Raw genomic sequence first — 16526 nt, 5'->3', positions numbered from 1 at the left:
TCCTCTCTCGGTACTTCTTCCGGGCAGACTTCACCGGCCGGCCCACGGATTCGGTGGAACGGATGGAGGGGCGAAAGGGCTTCAGGCCACGGGTAGCTGCCCCACGGGCCGGCCGTCCTGGTCGGCGACGATGAGGAGCCTGATGGCCGCGCGGTTCATCGCGGTCACCATGTGCGTGTGCAGGGGCTGATCCGACTCCGCGCGCACGGTGCCCGCGGGCATCGTGTTCCCGGTCGCGTCGGCGGTCATCAGGCGATACGTCTTGCCCTGGTCGAGGCCGGTCAGCGTGATCGGCACCTCGGTGCCCCAGGGTTGCGGGATCATCCTGCCCTCGCGGGCGAGCGCGACCGGGTGCGCGGGCTCGGGCCCGCCCCGGCCGAGGACCGGCGTGAACACCAGCGCTCCGAGAATGGCCGCGGCGGCGGCGAAAACGGCCAAGGCGCGGCGCCTGCGGGTGCCGGCGACACGTTTCCGGCGGATGTCCGCGGCGATGCGCGGTCCGAGTCCGCCCGCCGCCTCCACCGGCCCGGGCGCCGGTCCGGCGGTTCGCGGGAAGCCCTCCGCCTGATCCAGCGTGGCCACGACCTCCCGGATCTCGTCGGCCTCGCGGGCGCAGCCGGGGCAGCCGGCCAGGTGCCGTCGCTGCACGAAGGTCAGCGGGCGGCCGAGCATCAGGGTTTCGGCCAGTTCAGGGCGCAGGGCCGCGCACGCCGGATTCATGAGACCAGTCCCCCGTTCTCCTGCAGGAGCAGGCGAAGCGCGCGGACCCCGTAGTACAGGCGGCTGCGCACGGTGGACGCCGGGATGCCCAGTTCGCCGCCGAGTTCGGCGCAGGTGCGGCCGTGGTAGTAGACCTCGACCACCGTTTGGCGGTGCTCCGGGCTCAGGCGCTGCAACGCCTCGTCGAGTTGGATCGCGGTGAGCAGGCGATCGAAGGGGTCCGCCGGATTCGGCCCGTCCGGCCGGTCGCTCCGGCCGGTCTGTTCCACGCGGGCCCGGACGGAACGGCGGCGGGCCGAGTCCGCCACGCTGTTCCGGGCGATCGCGAACAACCAGGTCCGCAGCGTGCCCGCCGCCGGGTCGAACCGCGCTGAGGCGCGCCAGGCTCGGAAGAAGATCTCCTGAACGAGTTCCTCGGCGAGGGGACGGTCCCGCACCGCGTTCAGGACGAACCCGAACAGTTCGTTGCCATAACGGGCGTAAGCCGTTTCGACGTCCCGTTCGGTCCGCAGTGACTCCGGCGGACCGTCCGCGTCGGTCACCTTCGCGTCCCCCCGGCGGTTTGTCCGCACACCCATGAATCGGTCCCTCCGTGCCTGTTCACCAAGGGGATACGCAGCGCCGTGGCGCGGTGTTGAAATGGCGTACCGAAAAATCTACTTGAGTAGTCACGGGTGGCGGTCGAGCGGCGGCTGACCGGTTCGCCCGCCTCGTGGGCACCGATGGGTTGGATACCCAATCGGCGGGTGACCGCCGCAGCGGTCAACCTCGCGTCCCCGAAGAGCCGGAAAGCGGCGGTCGAGTTCGGCCGCGTCAGTGTCCCGCGCCGGTGGCGGGGAATGCGAGCCGTTTTCGGCGTCCGGATGACTGTGGCGACGGGGCACCTGTCGACGCCGCCACCACCACCGCGCCTGAACCCCAAAGGGGAGATGGTTGACCGGCCCGAACCCGCAGGCGCCCTACGCTAGCCAGTACCTCTCGGATCCGACCTGCGATCGCGTTGCCGTCGGTGACTCGGCGGCCACGTCAACGCCTCGGTGAATTCGCGCTGCCGGTGGACTGCGGGGCGTAGGCGAAGGGAGCCGGGGCCTCGGTCATGCCGTGGCTCCAGCCTGTGTGCGGAGCCAGGCTTGGAAGACGGGCACCTGGTTGAAGGTGAAGACGTGCAGTCCCTCGATGTCGCTGCCCGGCTCCGGCTCCGCAGCGAGCACCGCCCGCACGAGGGGAGCCGGGTCGTAGGTCCGTCCCATGAGGACGTTGCCGACCAGTCCGTGCTGCTTGGCCAGGAAGCGCAGCGACCGGCCGACCCCGATGCGCAGTGACAGCTCGGTAAGCCTGGGGACCTTCAACGGTCCGGCGATGCCGATGCGGATCGGCAGTGACACGCCGCGCTCTCGCGCCCGCCTCAGCCACGACGTGAGCGTCGCGGCGTCGAAGCACATCTGACTGACCAGGTAGCCTGCCGCATCCTGCTTGCGCAGCAGTGCCTCCCACAGGCGGTCGTCGTCGATGTGCGGATGCCCCTCGGGATAGCAGGCGATGCCGATCCGCGTGAACGGGTGCTCCATCGACGACAGGTCGTCGAGCAACTCGGCGGCCTCGCGATACCGGCCGACGGGAGTCGTGGCGTCGCCGCCGACGACGTAGAGGTCGGTCACGCCCAGGTCCGCGAGGCGCCGCACGAAGTCGCGCAGCGACGCGCGATCCGCCACCATGCGCGCCGCGAGATGGGGGACGACGCGCCGTCCGGATTTCGCCGCCATCGCGCAGTGCTCCAGGGTGCGCCCCAGCCCGAACTTCGGGGAGCAGGTCACCGCGACGGTGGCGTTTTGGGACGTCGCCAGGATCTGCGCCTGCGCGCCCTTCACGGGAACGACCTCCATGGTCGCCTCGTTCAGCAGTGGGAGAAGCCGCTCATCGACGTCTGGGTAGGTGGCAGGCTGCTCGGCGGTCATCCGGCGTCCTCTCGATTGGAAGCGGTTTCCTGGCCCGTCGTACGGCCGGGCCGCGATGTGACACGCTAGGTGCGCGGGAACGCGCCCGCGAGCCACCAGGCGAAGCGGTCAGCGCCGCCTGACGAGCACGCACGCGTCCGGTGAGCCCTCGCGGCCGTTCGCGTGGTGCGGCGGGTTCGCCTAATGCACCTGGTCACTTCGTTCGGTGGCTATCGCCCTGGCCGGAGCGCTCCTGGATTCGCAGACGCGTCAGAATCCGTGACCTGGGCTCGAGCGCGGACCAGGCATCGACATCGGGGAGAGCCGTATGACTGCCACGCTTGACGTCGCTCACCAACCGCGCGCCGAGGACTCCGTACTGCGATCGCTCGCCGCCTACAAGCGGTACGAGACACACGACCTCGAGGTCGCGGAGCTGGAGATCAGCCGGTTCATGTCACCGGGCCGGCTGCGTGCCCGCCTCAGTGACCGCGACGACGTCCGCGCGCGAGCCTTCTACGCCGACACCGGCTCCGTCGGGGTCGGGCGGATGAGCTACGGCGCGAAGGTGATCATCGACCGGCAGGCCGATTCTCGATACGTCGGGGTGGTGATACCGCTGTCGGGACGGATGCGCGTCTGGCGAAGGCGCGAGGTCGTCGAGGCGTGGGCCGGGGAGTCGATGGTCGTGATCGCGGCGGACGGGCGCTTCCTCGCCGAGTTCAGCGCCGACTGCGACGTCCTCTTGCTCCGCGTGACAACCTCCTCGCTTGCCCGTGCGGCGGGCGGGTTGACGGGCGAACGGGACTCGGCGCGGCCACCGCGGTTCGTGCACCAGGTGCTGCCGCTGGAGCAGGGCTACGTCGTCCACAGCGCCGCCAGGCTGCTCGCCGAGACGTTCGGACGGTACGACGACGTCGCCGCCGTACCCCACGGGTTGCTGCACTCTCCGAGCACGCGCTGAGCGCGGTCCTGCTCGGCCTGGAGCACGATCTCAGCGCTCCCACCAAGCCTGCCCACCGTGCGGCTCCGAGCAAAGCGGTGTGGTCGGCGATGCGGCTGATCGAGGACGAGACGGCGGCGGTGTTCAACGTCGGCGAGTTGGCCCGCCACCTCGGTGTCACCGTCCGGGCCCTCGAACTGGGGTTCCGTCGCGCGCTCGACGAAACCCCGCACGAGTACCTGCGGCGGATCCGGCTCGGCCGGGCTCATCGCGAACTCGTGGCGGCCGACGCCTACGGTGTCACGCCTTCCGTGAGCCTGAAGGCGTCGCCGGCGGAGGAGGCAACACGATGCCGACGAGACGCCTGATTCTGTCGAGGTCCACATCTTCCGCGAGGCGGGTTTCCTCCGGCGTCTCCTCCGTGAGGGGTTCGACTCCGAACAGCAGGCGGGGCAGCAGCGGGTGGATCGTGAGGCCGATCAGCTCGTTCGCCACCACCTTTGCCTCGTCGGCCGCGAGCCCCGACGCGGTCACCAGGTGTGACGCGAGATCGCGAACCGTGAGTCCGAAGAGGACGTCGTAGAGCCCCGCCGCCAGATCCGGCAGCCGTTCCGCCTCGGCGATGCCGAGACGGACCATCTTCCCGACCGAGGACCAGCGCAACAGTTGCAGGAAGCGCCCGCAGTACTGCACGACCGCCTCCAACGGCTGCCCCGCGTATTCGGCGGGCGTGCGCATCCGCTCGCCGAACAGGGCACGGATGCGCTCGACGACCGCGAGGAACAGCGCGTCCTTGGTTGGGAAGTGCGCGTACAGGGAACGCTTCGACGTCTCGGCGCGCGCCGCGATCGCATCCATGGAGGTCCGTTCGAAGCCGGACTCCAGGAACGCGAGCTTCGCCGCGTCGAGGATGTGCGCACGCAGTGCTTCCCCGCGTCGGGCCATGACATCCACCTCAAGTATACGGTACAGTAGAGTTTACTTCAGTTCCTGTGCTGATCGGAGTCATCATCCATGATTGTGATTACCGCCCCGACCGGACAGATCGGCGGCAAGCTCGTCGCCACGCTGCTGGCGCAGCGCGAACCGGTCCGCCTCATCGCCCGCGACCCCGGCAGACTGCCCGCCGAGGTACGCGAACGAGCCGAGATCGTCACCGGATCGCACCGCGACCGCGACGTCCTGGACCACGCCCTCGACGGCGCTGACGCACTGTTCTGGTTGATGCCGTCGGCCGCGACCGCGAGCAGCCCCTACGAGGCGTACGTGACCGCCTCCATCCCGGGCGCCGACGCCGTCGTACACCACGCGGTGCCCCGTGTCGTGATCATCTCCGCACTCGGGCGCGGATCGCAGATCTACGCCGGGCACATCTCCGCCTCGCACGCCATGGAGGACCTCTTCCGCAGCACCGGCGCGCACGTGCGCGCACTGGCCCTGCCCACCTTCATGGACAACATCCTCCGGCAGGTGCCCACGATCAAAAACGGCGTCATCTCCGGCACCCATCCCGCCGATTTCACCATGCCCTGGATCGCGACGAAGGACATCGCGGCACTCGCCGCCCGGTACCTCCTCGACCGCACCTGGACCGGGCAGGACACCGTCGAAGTCCTCGGCGGCGAGGACCTCTCCTACCGCGACATCGCCGAAACCCTCACCGACGTTCTCGGCACACCCATCCGCTTCCAGCCCGGAGACCGCGCCGCCATCAAACAATTCCTCATCGGCCGCGGCTTCTCCGAGGCGATGGCCCAATCCACCATCGACATGGACATCGCCGGCGAACGCGGCATCAACAACGCCACACAACGCACTGCCGAAAACACCACACCCACCACCTTCCGCCAGTTCGCCCAGGAAACCGTCAAACCAGCGGTGACCGGATGAGCAGGCGCCGCCGCCGGCCTTCAGGCCATCGCTTTCGCATCCACCGCGGGCTTGAGCACGTCCCGGCACCAGGTCCGAAAGTCCGTCGTCGCGATCTTCGCGGTCACCCAGTCCGCGTCGTAGATGCCGGCGTCCTGAGCCGCCAACGCCTCGCTCATGTCCTTGACGGCCTGCTCGCTCGCCCCCTGGAAGCGGCACATCGACGCGAAGTCGTCCACGCTGGTGCGACGGTAGACCACCGGACGTCCCAGCACTTGGCTCATCACCTCCGCCATACCGGCCGGGGAAAGCCGGTCCGGACCGAACAAGGGCAGGTTCTCCTGCCCCGTCCAGGACAGGTCGGCGAGCAGGTCGGCGGCGGCACCGGCGATGTCCCGCGTCGCGACGGACGCGAGCGGCCGGTCGGCGGCATAGGTCAGGAAGAACGCGCCATCCCCGCGGATCGCGGCACTCTGCCCCAGCAGGTTCTCCAGGTAGAACGGCGGGGACACGGCCCGGTAGGCCGCGCCCGACCTCGCCAACTCGGCGTCCATGGCGAATGCCGCGGACAGGACGCCCGCCGGGGCAGGCCAACCGTGCCCGGCGCTGCTCACACCCACGACGTGGCCGACACCGTGGCGCCGGACGGCCGCGGCCCGGCTCGAGCGAAGGTGCGGTAGTGCTCCTGGACGCTCGGCGCGGCCGGGTTCGGAGGAACGAGCCAGAACAGTGCGTCGGCCCCGGGCAGTGCCCTGTCCAGCACCGCCGGATCGTCATGGGCCCCCTGGACGATCTCGACCTGCTCGGCGACGCCCCCGTCCAGACGCGAGGGCTCGCGGACGATGACCCGGACCGCGCACCGCCGGTCGAGCAACCGCCGGACGAGGCAGCTGCCGATCCGGCCGGTCGGTGTCGTGACAACGATCATGTGAGCTCCTTGGAATCGAACGAAATCCGGGTTACCCGGCGGGTCCTGCTCACGGCCCGGCTTTCCGGCACTCCCGCCCAGCGAACGTATACGGTACAGTTTAGTTTACATCCAACTCGTAGCAGGGAAGATCCATGACGCTGATCTGCATCGAAGAGCACGCGGTCGATCAGGCGATCGTCGAATCGGCCGGCCCGGTCCTCGCCCGCGAAGCGCCGTACATGCGCTGGCAGAGCTCCAGCTCCTCCCCCGTCCGACCAGGTCCTGACCGACGGCCCGCCGTCGACATCCAGGAAGCGCTCCGCCTCGGGGCCGACCTCGGGCCGGGCCGCATCCGACGGATGGACGAGCACGGCATCGACATGCAGATCGTCTCCTGGACCAGTCCGATTCAGCTGGTCCCCGAGGACAAGGCGATCACCCTGTGCCGCTCGGCCAACGACAGGCTGTCGAAGGCGGTCACCGACCACCCCGGCCGGCTCCAGGGACTGGCGGCGTTGCCATGGCAAAACCCCGCCGCCGCCGTGGACGAACTCGACCGCGCCGTGACCGACCTCGGCCTGCGCGGGGTCCTGATCATGGGGCGCCCCGGTTCCGGCTTCCTCGACGATCCCGTCTACCAGCCCGTCCTGAACAGGATCGCCGCGCTAGGAGTGCCGCTCTACGTGCACCCCTTCTATCCGGTCCCGCAGGTCCAGCAGGCCTACTACGCGGGGTTCAACGACAAAGTGAGCGCCGAACTCTCCCTGGCCGCCTGGGGCTGGCACCACGAAGCCGGGATACACGTCCTGCGGCTCATTCTCGCCGGAGTCTTCGAACGCCTCCCCGACCTGCAGGTCATCAGCGGCCACTGGGGCGAGATGGTCCCCTTCTACCTCAGCCGCCTCGACGACATCCTTTCCCCAGGCGACACCGGGCTGTCGCGAACGATCACCGAGATCTACCGCTCCAACGTCTGGATCACCCCGAGCGGCATGTTCCACCACCCCCAGTTCGACTTCATCCGGGCCGTGATCGGACTCGACCGACTGATCTGGTCCGTCGACTACCCCTACCGCCACCTCGACGACACCCGGCAGTTCCTCCACGAACTCGACCTCACACCCGAAGAACGGGAAAAGATCACCCACCTCAACGCGGAACGCCTCTTCCGGCTGCACGGCGCGTAGTCAACACGTTGGCCGTGGAATTTCGTCGCGGTTCGGCTCGACCAGATGTCCGCTCATTGCACCCCTTGCCTCACATAGGTTCGACCGGCATGAGCGGCCCACGGATAGTCAGAGGTTACTCACCACATCACCGCACCTGTCCAAGGAACTCTCTGACTGTTCAACATGGGAAGCCTCTGAAGGATCAAGGCTTATTTCGGGAATGTCGAACACCGGTGCAATGTCATAGCATTTCATCGACTGCGAGTCGAATATCTCCACGTTCCTCCGGCGATACGGAGATGATCTTTTCGATCAGTCCCGCCAACCGCGATCCACCAATGCTCATCCAGAATCCCAGTCAGCCATTATCGTCAGCCGTGAACACCGTTAGCGCGAGAACTGTACGCCTTGTCCGCCAGCACGCGATCCGGTCGAGTTCGGACCCTGCCGACAACAGCTCGCGCGACCCGGATCCCGTGACCCGCCCTTCGGCACGCGACCGACCGCCTGCACCGGACGATTCTTACGCCCGGACGCCGAATGTCCCCGTTTCCAACAGAGGCACTAGGACGCGCCGATGGCCGTTCCCTGCGCTGACACCAAATGCCACTCCTCTTCGGTGGAGACGAACACATGCGTGTACCGGCTGGCCGCGGTGACCTGCGTGCCGTCGGGCAGACCGAATTCCATCGCGGTACGGCCCACGATGATGGCGGTCGCGCCAAATCGCCGCACGAGCGCCTCGTCGAGGAATTGGTCGATCCGGGTGAACCGGACGATTCGATCGCTCACGAACTGCAGGAATTCGGCGCGGGCCGTGACATCACCGGCGGCGACGTCGACGATCACGAACTCGGGATCGAGCAGTGCGTCGAGCGCGGCGCGGTCGGCAGCCAACAATGCTTCGAAGAAACGCCGGTCCGCGGCGATCACCGCGTCGGTCGCCGGGGTCGAAACGTTCACGATAAAGCCTCTCGATCGGTGTGGTGGGTCCTCGCCTCGATGCCGGCGAGAAGCTGACGTAGCCCGGCCACGAATCGACGGTGCATCGCGGCGAGGTCCGTATTGGGGCTGTAGCGGACGAGATTGGGGTAGCGCGCTGGCTCGTCGTCGGCCCCCGCCTGCGGCGGGAACCCGGTGTTGGCCGCGGCTTGCGACTCCGCGTAGATGAATCCGAGGATGAACCACAGCACGGCCAGATAGGCGTCGGCCACATCTTCGTCCGGTAGCCCGCTCTCGGCCACCAAACCGACTGTGGCGTCTGCCAGGCCCAAGGTCACCGGCCCCAGCTGCCAGTCCCGGTGCCACAGAACCTCGATCAACGCGGGACGCGGCAACAACGCCGCCCGCATCCGTTCCGCCAGCAGCACCAGGCGGTCCTGCCAGGGGCCGTCCATCGGTACGTCGATGTGACGAAGTGTCTCGTCCAGCACCGCGGTCAGCAGTTCGTCGCGGTCGCGCACATGCCAGTACAGGGTGGCCGGCCCGGTACCGAGCGATCTGGCCAGTGCCCGCATCGACAAACCCTCGATGCCGGATTCGTCCAGCAGCTGCGCCGCGGCGGCCAGTACCTCCGGCCTGGACAGGACCTGCCGCCCCTTCGCGCGGGCTGCGGTGCGCTGCCTCTCGAACCCCGTTCGTGACACACGAACACCGTACCAGTCAGATCTTCGGCAGCCGAACGCCGCTTCCCGCACGGTGCGCTGAACGAGAATCCGGGCCGGGCTGAGCCTGTCAGTGCCTCGCGCGGCGCCATTCTTCGAACTGCCGGGGAGAACGGACGCCATGGTCGAGAACCGCGGTGTAGATGTCGTAGCCGGTGACCTCCGACCCGTAGCCCGCGTTGTCCGCCCACGCGTTCTTGATGGCGAGAACGGTCTTCCTCGTCTCGTCGGTGAGCCGCGGCGGGAAGGTTTCGAGATGCGCCAGGTCGGGCTGGCGTGCTGGTTCGTCGACGAACCAGATGTCGAGGTTCCAGTCCTTTCCTTCGGGCGAGCGGTATTTCACGCCGAGGTACAGTCCGTCCGGATAGGCGGGGTCGGTGTTCCAGTGCCCGGTGTCGTCGCGCAGGGTGACCACGCGCACCAGGGGGTGGCCGATCAGGTGCGCCCCGAGCCGGGCCACCGCGTCCGCGGTTTCGTCGTCGAGCGCCGGGCAGATCACCGTGAGGTCCAGGTCGCGCCGCACCATCAGGCCGAGTGCGGCACTGCCGACCCGGACCGGTTTCCCCAGTTCCCCGAGCCGGTCGAGTCCGAGATCCTGGTGCACGGCTTCGGCTTCTTCCTGCAGCGCGTCCTGCCGCGCGAGCAGACCTTCCCCGGTCATGAACGGTATTGTGGCACGGGCCGTTCCCGAAGATATCCTGCTCGGGTGCTCGAACAGCCGACAGCGCCGCGAATCGTTGCGACGGATTCCCACCGGACCATCGAAGGTCCTTCCGAGACGCAGTTGCACGACCTCCTCGCGGACATGAACCTGAGTGTGCCGTTCGTGATCGTCGAGCGCCTTGACGACGATCCTGGTGATCACTACCTCCAGGTGCGCCTCGACGAACGAGTCGACCCGGACCAGGGGCGCGCGTATCTCGTCGAATTCCGTGAAGGTGGGCCGGAAGCACATTTCCGCGCCGTCGTCAGCGACGACTCGCCGTGGGACAGCGCGTTCTCACCCGCATTCGACACCGTCGTGAGCACCGTCCAGAGCTGGGCATTCCAGCGCGAGGACTGGCGAACGGCGCTGGCGTGGGAACGGCTGGAATTCGAGAGCTGAGCGGGCAGGCCGTCGTTCCGAAAGGTGGCCGACGCGCACGGCGACGAGCCGGACGTGGCCGAAATCTGCCACACCCTCGCGCGGTTCAACGACCGCCATCTCGCCGCGCTCCCGCCGCTGATGGAGCGCTACGCCGCGCGACGCTCGGAGGAACCCGAGCGGTTGCACACCGAACCGCCCCAGGGCAGCCGGGGCGGGCTGGGCCTGCTGCGGGATCTTCAGGAACTGCACACCCTCGCGTCCCTGGCCGAACTCACCTGGACCGTGGTCGGGCAGGCGGGGCGGGCGTTGCGGGACGAGGAACTGGTCGCCACGGTGGAGTCCGCGCAGCACGACCTCACCCGGCAACTGCGGTGGCTGGTCACGCGCGTCAAGCAGGCCGCCCCGCAGGCACTGGTCGCGGCGTCCTGAGGCGTTTCACGGCCCGATGTGGTCGCACGCAGAACGGGTGACGGAACGTTGTCGTGATCGTGGCCGTCGCATCGCCTACCGTTGGCGGGTTGGGTGCGGCGGTGGCGGTTTGTCGCGAACGGACCTCTGCGACCATGGGGGCGTGGGGGAACGCGATGACGGTGTTGCGAAGCACTCGCCCGCGGTCGCGCACAATGAGGTCAGCGGTGTGGTCTGTGGTTCCGTGGTGCAGGCGAACTCGATTCTGGGCAATGTCGTCGTCACCACCGAGACTGCCACCAGGCGATCATCGGGCCCCGGTTTGCTGCCCGGCTTGGACGAGTGGGCTGAGAGCCTGGCTCAGGGTGTTCAGAAACTGTTGCGGCGGGAAGAGGCCCATCGCCGGGTGCATGACCCCGAGACGGCCCTTAGCACAGTGGTCCCTATGTGGTCACCGGCTGAGGCCGTCTGATGAGCACCCCTCTCACGTAGTACGTCACGTCGCGCGCATTCCCCGTCATGTGAGCTTCGCCCGTCCGCCGGTCGACCAGAATCGGAGAATTACCTGGCAGGGCGTACCGCAGGTCGTCTGGTGTCTCCAGGAAGCCCTGGCGACAATAGAAGATCTGAATTTTGGGGATGAGGGTGTGGATGGAGACCAGGTCGAGATCCATCTCGGACCTGGTCAATCTCATCGACGCCGATGCCGCTGCTTGCGGCAGTCCCGCGGTGTGCGCGGCCATCGGCCCCATAGCCGATCTTCCAGTCAGTTCTCCCTGATCACGCGAGGCCGGCGTGCGCCCAGCAGGAACACCTCCAAAGCCGCGCCGAAGTCGTCCGCTATGTCGAGCCACTCGATGTCGTCATACGAAACGACTTTGCCGGCCTCGCCGACGAAGACGCACGCGTTGGATATCCATTCCGCGATCGGATAGAATCGCTGCTTGAACATGGATTCGAATTCTTCCGCGATATCGTACGCACCACTGCCGGCGAGCACCGGCTCGAACAGTAGCGGGTGGGCATAGGGACCGTCCGCTCCCGGCCGTATCTCCAGCCCACCGAGTGAACGCAGTATCTCTGCCGCCGGCTCCGAGAGGAAGAACCCCTCGTTCGCCAGCACCTGGTTCCATCCGTCGATCGAAACCCGCCTTCCCGCGCTCCAGCCACTCGCCTCCAGTGCGCGAGTGACACCAGGCGACAGGTTGTCGAAAACTCCCACGGTTACGCTCCTACCAGCTGATTCCCAGCCTTCGCAACAACGGCGTACAGAATGGCGGGCACGGGTCGATGGGTGTGCCATGGGAGTTCACCGGGCTCCCACTCGGCCGCACCCGCACCGACTCCATGTTCCCACCACGGATAGCTTGCCGCGCCAGCGCGTCGGCTTCTTCCGGGGTCTTCCCGGCCGCGATCGCCGCGGCCCGTTCACCCAGGTATGCCTTCGACAGGGCGTTGACCTCCGCACACGCACCGTGCCGATTGCTCAGTGGGGCGATCTGCTCCATTTCGTTGCGCAGATGGTCCGGGATCGGCACCCCTTCCCGGTTGTGAGCACGATATTTCTGGCCGGACGGCGTGGTGTATTCCGACGCCACACGGGGAGTGCTCGCCTGGTTCGACCCGCGCAGACTGTCGGCGTAGTCATTGAGGGTGCAGGAGACCAACCCGAGAGGGTCAATGAACTGCAGCGGGTTGACCGTATAGCGGTAGTGGTGCGGCCCCGCCGCCAATCCCAGCGGATCGGCGCTCACGTAGTGACCGGTGTCCGGATCATAGTGCCGGAAGTAGTTGTAGTTGAAACCAGTTTCCGGATCGGCGTACTGGCCGGGAAACCGCAACAGGGTAGCGGCGGCGCCCGCCATGCTTTCCGTGATCGTTCTTCCCCACAGATTGGCGCGGCGGAACCAGGCTATGGCACCCCGCTCGTCCACCAGTTCGGATGGGGTGCCGGTAAGGTCGGTGACAATGGCGTAGAACTGCTCGTCGAACCATTCCTGTGACGAGTTTCCCGACCAGGAGCGCTCGTTCTGGGTCACCGGCGTGAACCGGTCGGGTTCGTGGTCCCAGACCGTCACACGGACGTCATCGGAGCCCGTCCGATGTGCCTGCTCGGCGAGCACGACACCGTCCCACCTGAAGTCGATCTGCTCCACTACATGCCCGTCGGCGCCGAGTCGCTGCTTGGCAATGCGCCGTCCCAGTGGATCGTACGAGTAGCGCCAGTTGGTGCCATCCGGCGTGCGGACCCCGACCAGGCGATCGTCGGGATCCCAGAAGTACCGCCACGTCTCCGGTTTGCGCGACAACCGCTTTCGTTGCCGCAGCACCACCCGTCCCTGGGCGTCGCGCTGGTATCGGGTCGTTCCCGCCTCCTGGACGAGGGTGCCGTCATACCGGCGTTCGCCCAGCAAGTCGCCATCTGCCGGGTCGGCGGGCCACGACGCACCAGTGATGTTCCCGGCCCGGTCGTAGCGGTAGTTCTCGCGCCACTCCGCGCCCGTGACCGCGGTGACGCGGCCGACCGCATCGAGGTCGAAGGACCGGCGCCCGGCCAGGCCATCATCGATCCCGGCGAGGAAACCGTCCGCACGATAGGTGTACGAGCGATGCTGCAGGCGTCCGGACGACCCGGCGATCGTCTGGCTGACGAGCTGCCGATTGGCGTTCCACCGTTGCGCGAGTACGACACCGGCGCCGATATGCCGCTGCAACTCCTGTCCGGCCGGGTCGTAGGTGAACCGCAGGGTCCGCCCGGCGGTGTGCAGCACGACCGGCTGGTCGTTGGCGTCGTACTCCCAGCGGCTCTCGGCCCCGGACGGTGTGCGTCGCCGGACTCGCCGCCCGAGTGCGTCATAGCTGGAGACAACAGCGTGCCCGTTGCAGGTCTCGGTGAGGACACGACCGAGCGCATCCCGCTGGAAGAACAGTGCGGTGGCACCGTCGTTCGCGTAAACCAGTCGGCCGGCCGGATCGTAGCCGAAGGTCGCCACACCCGCGGCGTTGCGGCGCTCGACAAGGTTGCCGAGAGCGTCGTAGGTGAAACGCGTGGCCTCACCCGCGCCATTGACCCGCTCAACCAGCTGTCCGGCGGCGTCATAGCGGTAGGCGATCGTCCGGCCGTTGAAGTCCGTCTCACGTACCAGATTTCCGGCCGGATCGTACTCACGCCGCCACTGCAAACCCAGCTCGTTGGTGACGCCGATCAGCCGAAGTTCGGTGTCGTAGGTGAACTCCAGGGTGGTGCCGTCGGGGCGCCGCTCCACGCTCGGCAGGTCGAAATGGGTGTACTCGGTGTGGGTCGGGCGTCCCATCGGGTCGGTGTAGACCCGGGAATTCCCTTCGCCGTCGTAGACCCATTTCTCGACCGAGCCGTCCGGCAGACCACGCCAGGCCAAACCGCCGCCGACCGTCCACCCGCCTCGCTCGTCATAGGCGAATTCGGTCGCGTTGCCGGCCGGATCGACGACCTTCGTAACGTTGCCATGCTCGTCGAATTCTCGCCGGATGACCGCGCCGTCCGGCCCGACGCTGGTCACCGGGAGCCGGAACTCGTTGTATTCGAACAGGTGCTGGCTTCCATCGGCACGGGTGATGGTGGTGAGGTTCCCGTCCTCGTCGTAGCGGTAGCGCTCGACTCTTCCGAGCGGGTCGGTGCGGGACAGCAGGCGGTCGTAACGGTCCCACTCGAACCGCGTCTCGTTACCGAGCGGGTCCACCTCCCGCACCACCTGCTTCGCCTCGTTGAGGTGGAACGCGGTCCGGCCGCCGAGTGAGTCGACGGAATACGTGACCCTGTTTTCCAGGTCGTATTCCATCGTTCCGCTGACCGCACCCTGCGGCCCCTCGGTGCGCACCACCCGTCCGGCACCGTCGTAGAAATAGCGGTACCAGCCGCCGTTCCGGTCCGTCCAGCCGGTCACCCTGCCCGTGGGGTCGTAGTCGAAGCGGAGCGGTCGCCCGGAGGAGTTGACGACCTCCGTGAGCCTGCCATTCTGGTAGCGGTACCAGATGAGGAGAAGGTCGTCACCATCGCCGCTGTCGCAAAGGTGCAGCGCGGAGACCAGATCTCCGTCGCACTCGACTCGTATCCGGTAGCCGCTGCTGTGCCGGATCTCCGTGGGAGCACCGGAACCGGTGTACTGGAACTCGACCCGGTTCCCGTTCCGGTCAGTGATGGAGGCCAGCCGGCGTACCGGTCCGTCGGGTTCGAAACACAGCATTACGCGCTGCTCGAAATCGGTCAGGCGGTATCCGCCGTCTTCGGCACGCTCGAGCAGCCGCCGAGGCCCTTCGTCCGGAAGGGACGTGAATCCCGGTGCCGGATTGGGGAAGGACTGCAACGTGCCATCGTCGGCCGCAAGGTACACGGTCTCGTCCTCGATTTCGAGCCGCTGGTCAAAAGTGGATGCCCAGCTCGGGCCGAAACACCGGCCGGCGCGGTACGAGGAAAGGTGGACACGCCGGAGCACCACCGGAAGGACGCCGAGGAGTTGTACGTCGGTCTGCGCCATGACCATTCGCCCGCTGGCCACGTCCACCGGGTCCTGCGCGCACTTGAGCTGGTCGGCGGGAACGGCGTTGTCCCGTGGTTCGCCGATATTGTCCTTGATCCCTCCGGACGAGGGTTCGGTCCCGGAGGGGGTGGTGCCATCCGTGGTATGGCTGCCCAGCGGAGTTTCCGGGTTCGGACTGGCCGGGGTGTCGTGGGCGGAGGAGGCGTGGGTGCTTTCGCCGGGGAGATGAGGCTCTGCCTCGCCAGGGCGGCCGTGGAGGGCAGACATGACCTTCTTGATGGCGGCGAAGATCTCTTCCAGCTTGCTCATCATCGGCCGCAACTTCTCGACGGAGTTGATGAGCTTCTTGATGACCGCGCCGATCTTTTCCATCCACGCGGAGACCTGCTCGACGACCTGCGCGACCACGACGGGAGTGCCCAGGCCCAGGGAGCAGACCTCCTCCAGGGCGTCCTGGATGAAGTCACCGATGGCCTGGGTGACCATGTCCCGCACGATGCCGCGCACCGCGCCGGTGATGACGCCGACGATCTGCACCACGATGGCGATGGTCTCCGCGCAGGTGGATGCGGCGTTGATGTGACCGATCTTGTTCTTGAGGTTGGCGCGGTAGGTGTCGGCGGCTTGGCCCGACCAGTTCGCCGTGTCCTTCTCCACCGTAGCGGCGAGGTCCTTACCCGCTTGCTGGACCGCTTGGGCGACGTTCTTCCACGTCTGGGAGTAAGCGGCGATCTGGTCGGCGTCCCCGGCCAGTTGGTCGAGCGCGTCTTTCAACGGTTTGACGTGTTCGATCAACCAGTTCAACCCGTAGGAGATCAGTGTGCCGACCGGGTTCATCGCCATGGTCAGCAGGTCCATCCCGGTACCCAGAGCGGCGATCCCGCCCTCGATCCAGCTTCCGGACTGAACCCCCTGATAGACCCCGGCCGCGTCGTCGAGGACGTTGATGCCGGAATGCCAGGTCGTCGAATCCTGCTTCTGGGCCACCAGCGGATTACTCATGATCTTCCCCCGGGCTGCGGACGCGGCCTCCTCGGCTTCATGCCTGAACAATTGATGCACACGGCGACCAATCGGGTTCCAGCAACTGCCCGGGCCGCGCCGAAATTGCTCCAAACGGCCCAACACGACCGATCCGGTCGCCCCCGCCGTTGGATGCGGAGAGCTACAAGCCTCGGCACGCGGTGGAATGCGGGATCAAGCGGCTCAAGCGCAACAGTGCGGTGGCGACGAGGTATGACAAGCTCGCCGTTCGGTACGAGGCCACGGTCCAGCCGCCAAGACCCGCACAGTCCACCCCCGACT

Annotated in this window: 18 protein-coding genes; 7 read left to right on the top strand and 11 right to left on the bottom strand. The window is 67.3% G+C overall.

Translation table 11 applies throughout. The features are described 5' to 3' along the window. Positions 1-81: 81 nt before the first annotated feature. From ORV05_RS08500 to ORV05_RS08490, 3 genes are all read right to left on the bottom strand, one after another. A complete protein-coding gene (locus tag ORV05_RS08500) occupies positions 82-720 on the bottom strand; it encodes a hypothetical protein (RefSeq protein WP_268757893.1) in 639 nt (212 codons plus the stop codon). Continuing rightward, the gene (locus tag ORV05_RS08495; protein ID WP_268757892.1) at positions 717-1298 is read right to left on the bottom strand and encodes a sigma-70 family RNA polymerase sigma factor; all 582 of its coding nucleotides are present in this window, start codon (positions 1296-1298) and stop codon (positions 717-719) included. Before ORV05_RS08495 ends, ORV05_RS08500 begins: the two co-directional genes overlap by 4 nt. 516 nt (positions 1299-1814) lie before the next feature. Further along, a complete protein-coding gene (locus ORV05_RS08490) occupies positions 1815-2675 on the bottom strand; it encodes a methylenetetrahydrofolate reductase (RefSeq protein WP_268757891.1) in 861 nt (286 codons plus the stop codon). Positions 2676-2982: 307 nt separating this feature from the next. On the opposite strand from ORV05_RS08490, the gene ORV05_RS08485 reads away from it, so the two are divergent. Next, positions 2983-3618 carry a cupin domain-containing protein gene (locus ORV05_RS08485; RefSeq protein WP_268757890.1) on the top strand — a complete coding sequence of 212 codons (636 nt, stop codon included), beginning with the start codon at positions 2983-2985 and terminating at the stop codon, positions 3616-3618. 89 nt (positions 3619-3707) lie between these two features. Further along, complete coding sequence (locus ORV05_RS08480; protein WP_268757889.1) at positions 3708-3965, top strand: helix-turn-helix domain-containing protein; 258 nt, start codon at positions 3708-3710, stop codon at positions 3963-3965. On the opposite strand, the gene ORV05_RS08475 is transcribed toward ORV05_RS08480, so the two are convergent. Further along, complete coding sequence (locus ORV05_RS08475) at positions 3898-4542, bottom strand: TetR/AcrR family transcriptional regulator (protein ID WP_268757888.1); 645 nt, start codon at positions 4540-4542, stop codon at positions 3898-3900. The genes ORV05_RS08480 and ORV05_RS08475 overlap by 68 nt on opposite strands. Positions 4543-4611: 69 nt before the next feature. Between ORV05_RS08475 and ORV05_RS08470 the strand changes: the two genes are divergently transcribed. Then, positions 4612-5487 (top strand): NmrA family NAD(P)-binding protein, encoded by an 876-nt coding sequence (locus ORV05_RS08470; protein ID WP_268757887.1) that lies wholly within the window; start codon positions 4612-4614, stop codon positions 5485-5487. 20 nt (positions 5488-5507) lie between these two features. On the opposite strand, the gene ORV05_RS08465 is transcribed toward ORV05_RS08470, so the two are convergent. Then, a complete protein-coding gene (locus tag ORV05_RS08465) occupies positions 5508-6086 on the bottom strand; it encodes a Rossmann-fold NAD(P)-binding domain-containing protein (RefSeq protein WP_268757886.1) in 579 nt (192 codons plus the stop codon). After that, positions 6077-6394, bottom strand: a complete 318-nt coding sequence (locus tag ORV05_RS08460; RefSeq protein ID WP_268757885.1) for an NAD(P)H-binding protein — start codon at positions 6392-6394, stop codon at positions 6077-6079. The genes ORV05_RS08465 and ORV05_RS08460 overlap by 10 nt, the downstream gene beginning before the upstream one ends. A 134-nt stretch (positions 6395-6528) precedes the next feature. Between ORV05_RS08460 and ORV05_RS08455 the strand changes: the two genes are divergently transcribed. Continuing rightward, on the top strand, positions 6529-7563 hold the full coding sequence (locus ORV05_RS08455; RefSeq protein WP_268757884.1) for an amidohydrolase family protein: 1035 nt from the start codon (positions 6529-6531) through the stop codon (positions 7561-7563). Positions 7564-8109: 546 nt separating this feature from the next. On the opposite strand, the gene ORV05_RS08450 is transcribed toward ORV05_RS08455, so the two are convergent. From ORV05_RS08450 to ORV05_RS08440, 3 genes are all read right to left on the bottom strand, one after another. Then, entirely contained in the window at positions 8110-8508 is a 399-nt protein-coding gene (locus tag ORV05_RS08450) for a DUF4440 domain-containing protein (protein WP_268757883.1), read from the bottom strand. Continuing rightward, positions 8505-9191 carry a TetR/AcrR family transcriptional regulator C-terminal domain-containing protein gene (locus tag ORV05_RS08445; protein WP_268757882.1) on the bottom strand — a complete coding sequence of 229 codons (687 nt, stop codon included), beginning with the start codon at positions 9189-9191 and terminating at the stop codon, positions 8505-8507. Before ORV05_RS08445 ends, ORV05_RS08450 begins: the two co-directional genes overlap by 4 nt. An 88-nt stretch (positions 9192-9279) precedes the next feature. Next, on the bottom strand, positions 9280-9870 hold the full coding sequence (locus ORV05_RS08440) for a hypothetical protein (RefSeq protein ID WP_268757881.1): 591 nt from the start codon (positions 9868-9870) through the stop codon (positions 9280-9282). A gap of 45 nt (positions 9871-9915) precedes the next feature. Between ORV05_RS08440 and ORV05_RS08435 the strand changes: the two genes are divergently transcribed. The 3 genes from ORV05_RS08435 (at position 9916) to ORV05_RS08425 (ending at position 11176) form a co-directional block, all read left to right on the top strand. After that, entirely contained in the window at positions 9916-10314 is a 399-nt protein-coding gene (locus ORV05_RS08435) for a hypothetical protein (protein WP_268757880.1), read from the top strand. Between the two features lie 24 nt (positions 10315-10338). Continuing rightward, complete coding sequence (locus ORV05_RS08430; protein ID WP_268757879.1) at positions 10339-10725, top strand: hypothetical protein; 387 nt, start codon at positions 10339-10341, stop codon at positions 10723-10725. 142 nt (positions 10726-10867) lie between these two features. Next, entirely contained in the window at positions 10868-11176 is a 309-nt protein-coding gene (locus ORV05_RS08425) for a hypothetical protein (protein WP_268757878.1), read from the top strand. Between the two features lie 294 nt (positions 11177-11470). Here ORV05_RS08425 and ORV05_RS08420 read toward each other — a convergent pair whose 3' ends face one another. After that, complete coding sequence (locus ORV05_RS08420) at positions 11471-11926, bottom strand: SUKH-3 domain-containing protein (protein WP_268757877.1); 456 nt, start codon at positions 11924-11926, stop codon at positions 11471-11473. Between the two features lie 10 nt (positions 11927-11936). After that, the gene (locus tag ORV05_RS08415) at positions 11937-16223 is read right to left on the bottom strand and encodes a DUF6531 domain-containing protein (RefSeq protein WP_268757876.1); all 4287 of its coding nucleotides are present in this window, start codon (positions 16221-16223) and stop codon (positions 11937-11939) included. Between the last annotated feature and the right edge of the window lie 303 nt (positions 16224-16526).

The organism is Amycolatopsis cynarae, assembly GCF_026802195.1.
Lineage (GTDB): Bacteria > Actinomycetota > Actinomycetes > Mycobacteriales > Pseudonocardiaceae > Amycolatopsis_E > Amycolatopsis_E rhizosphaerae.
The sequence above is the reverse complement of the archived record's forward strand: the minus strand, read 5'-3'. Positions and strand labels throughout refer to the sequence as shown.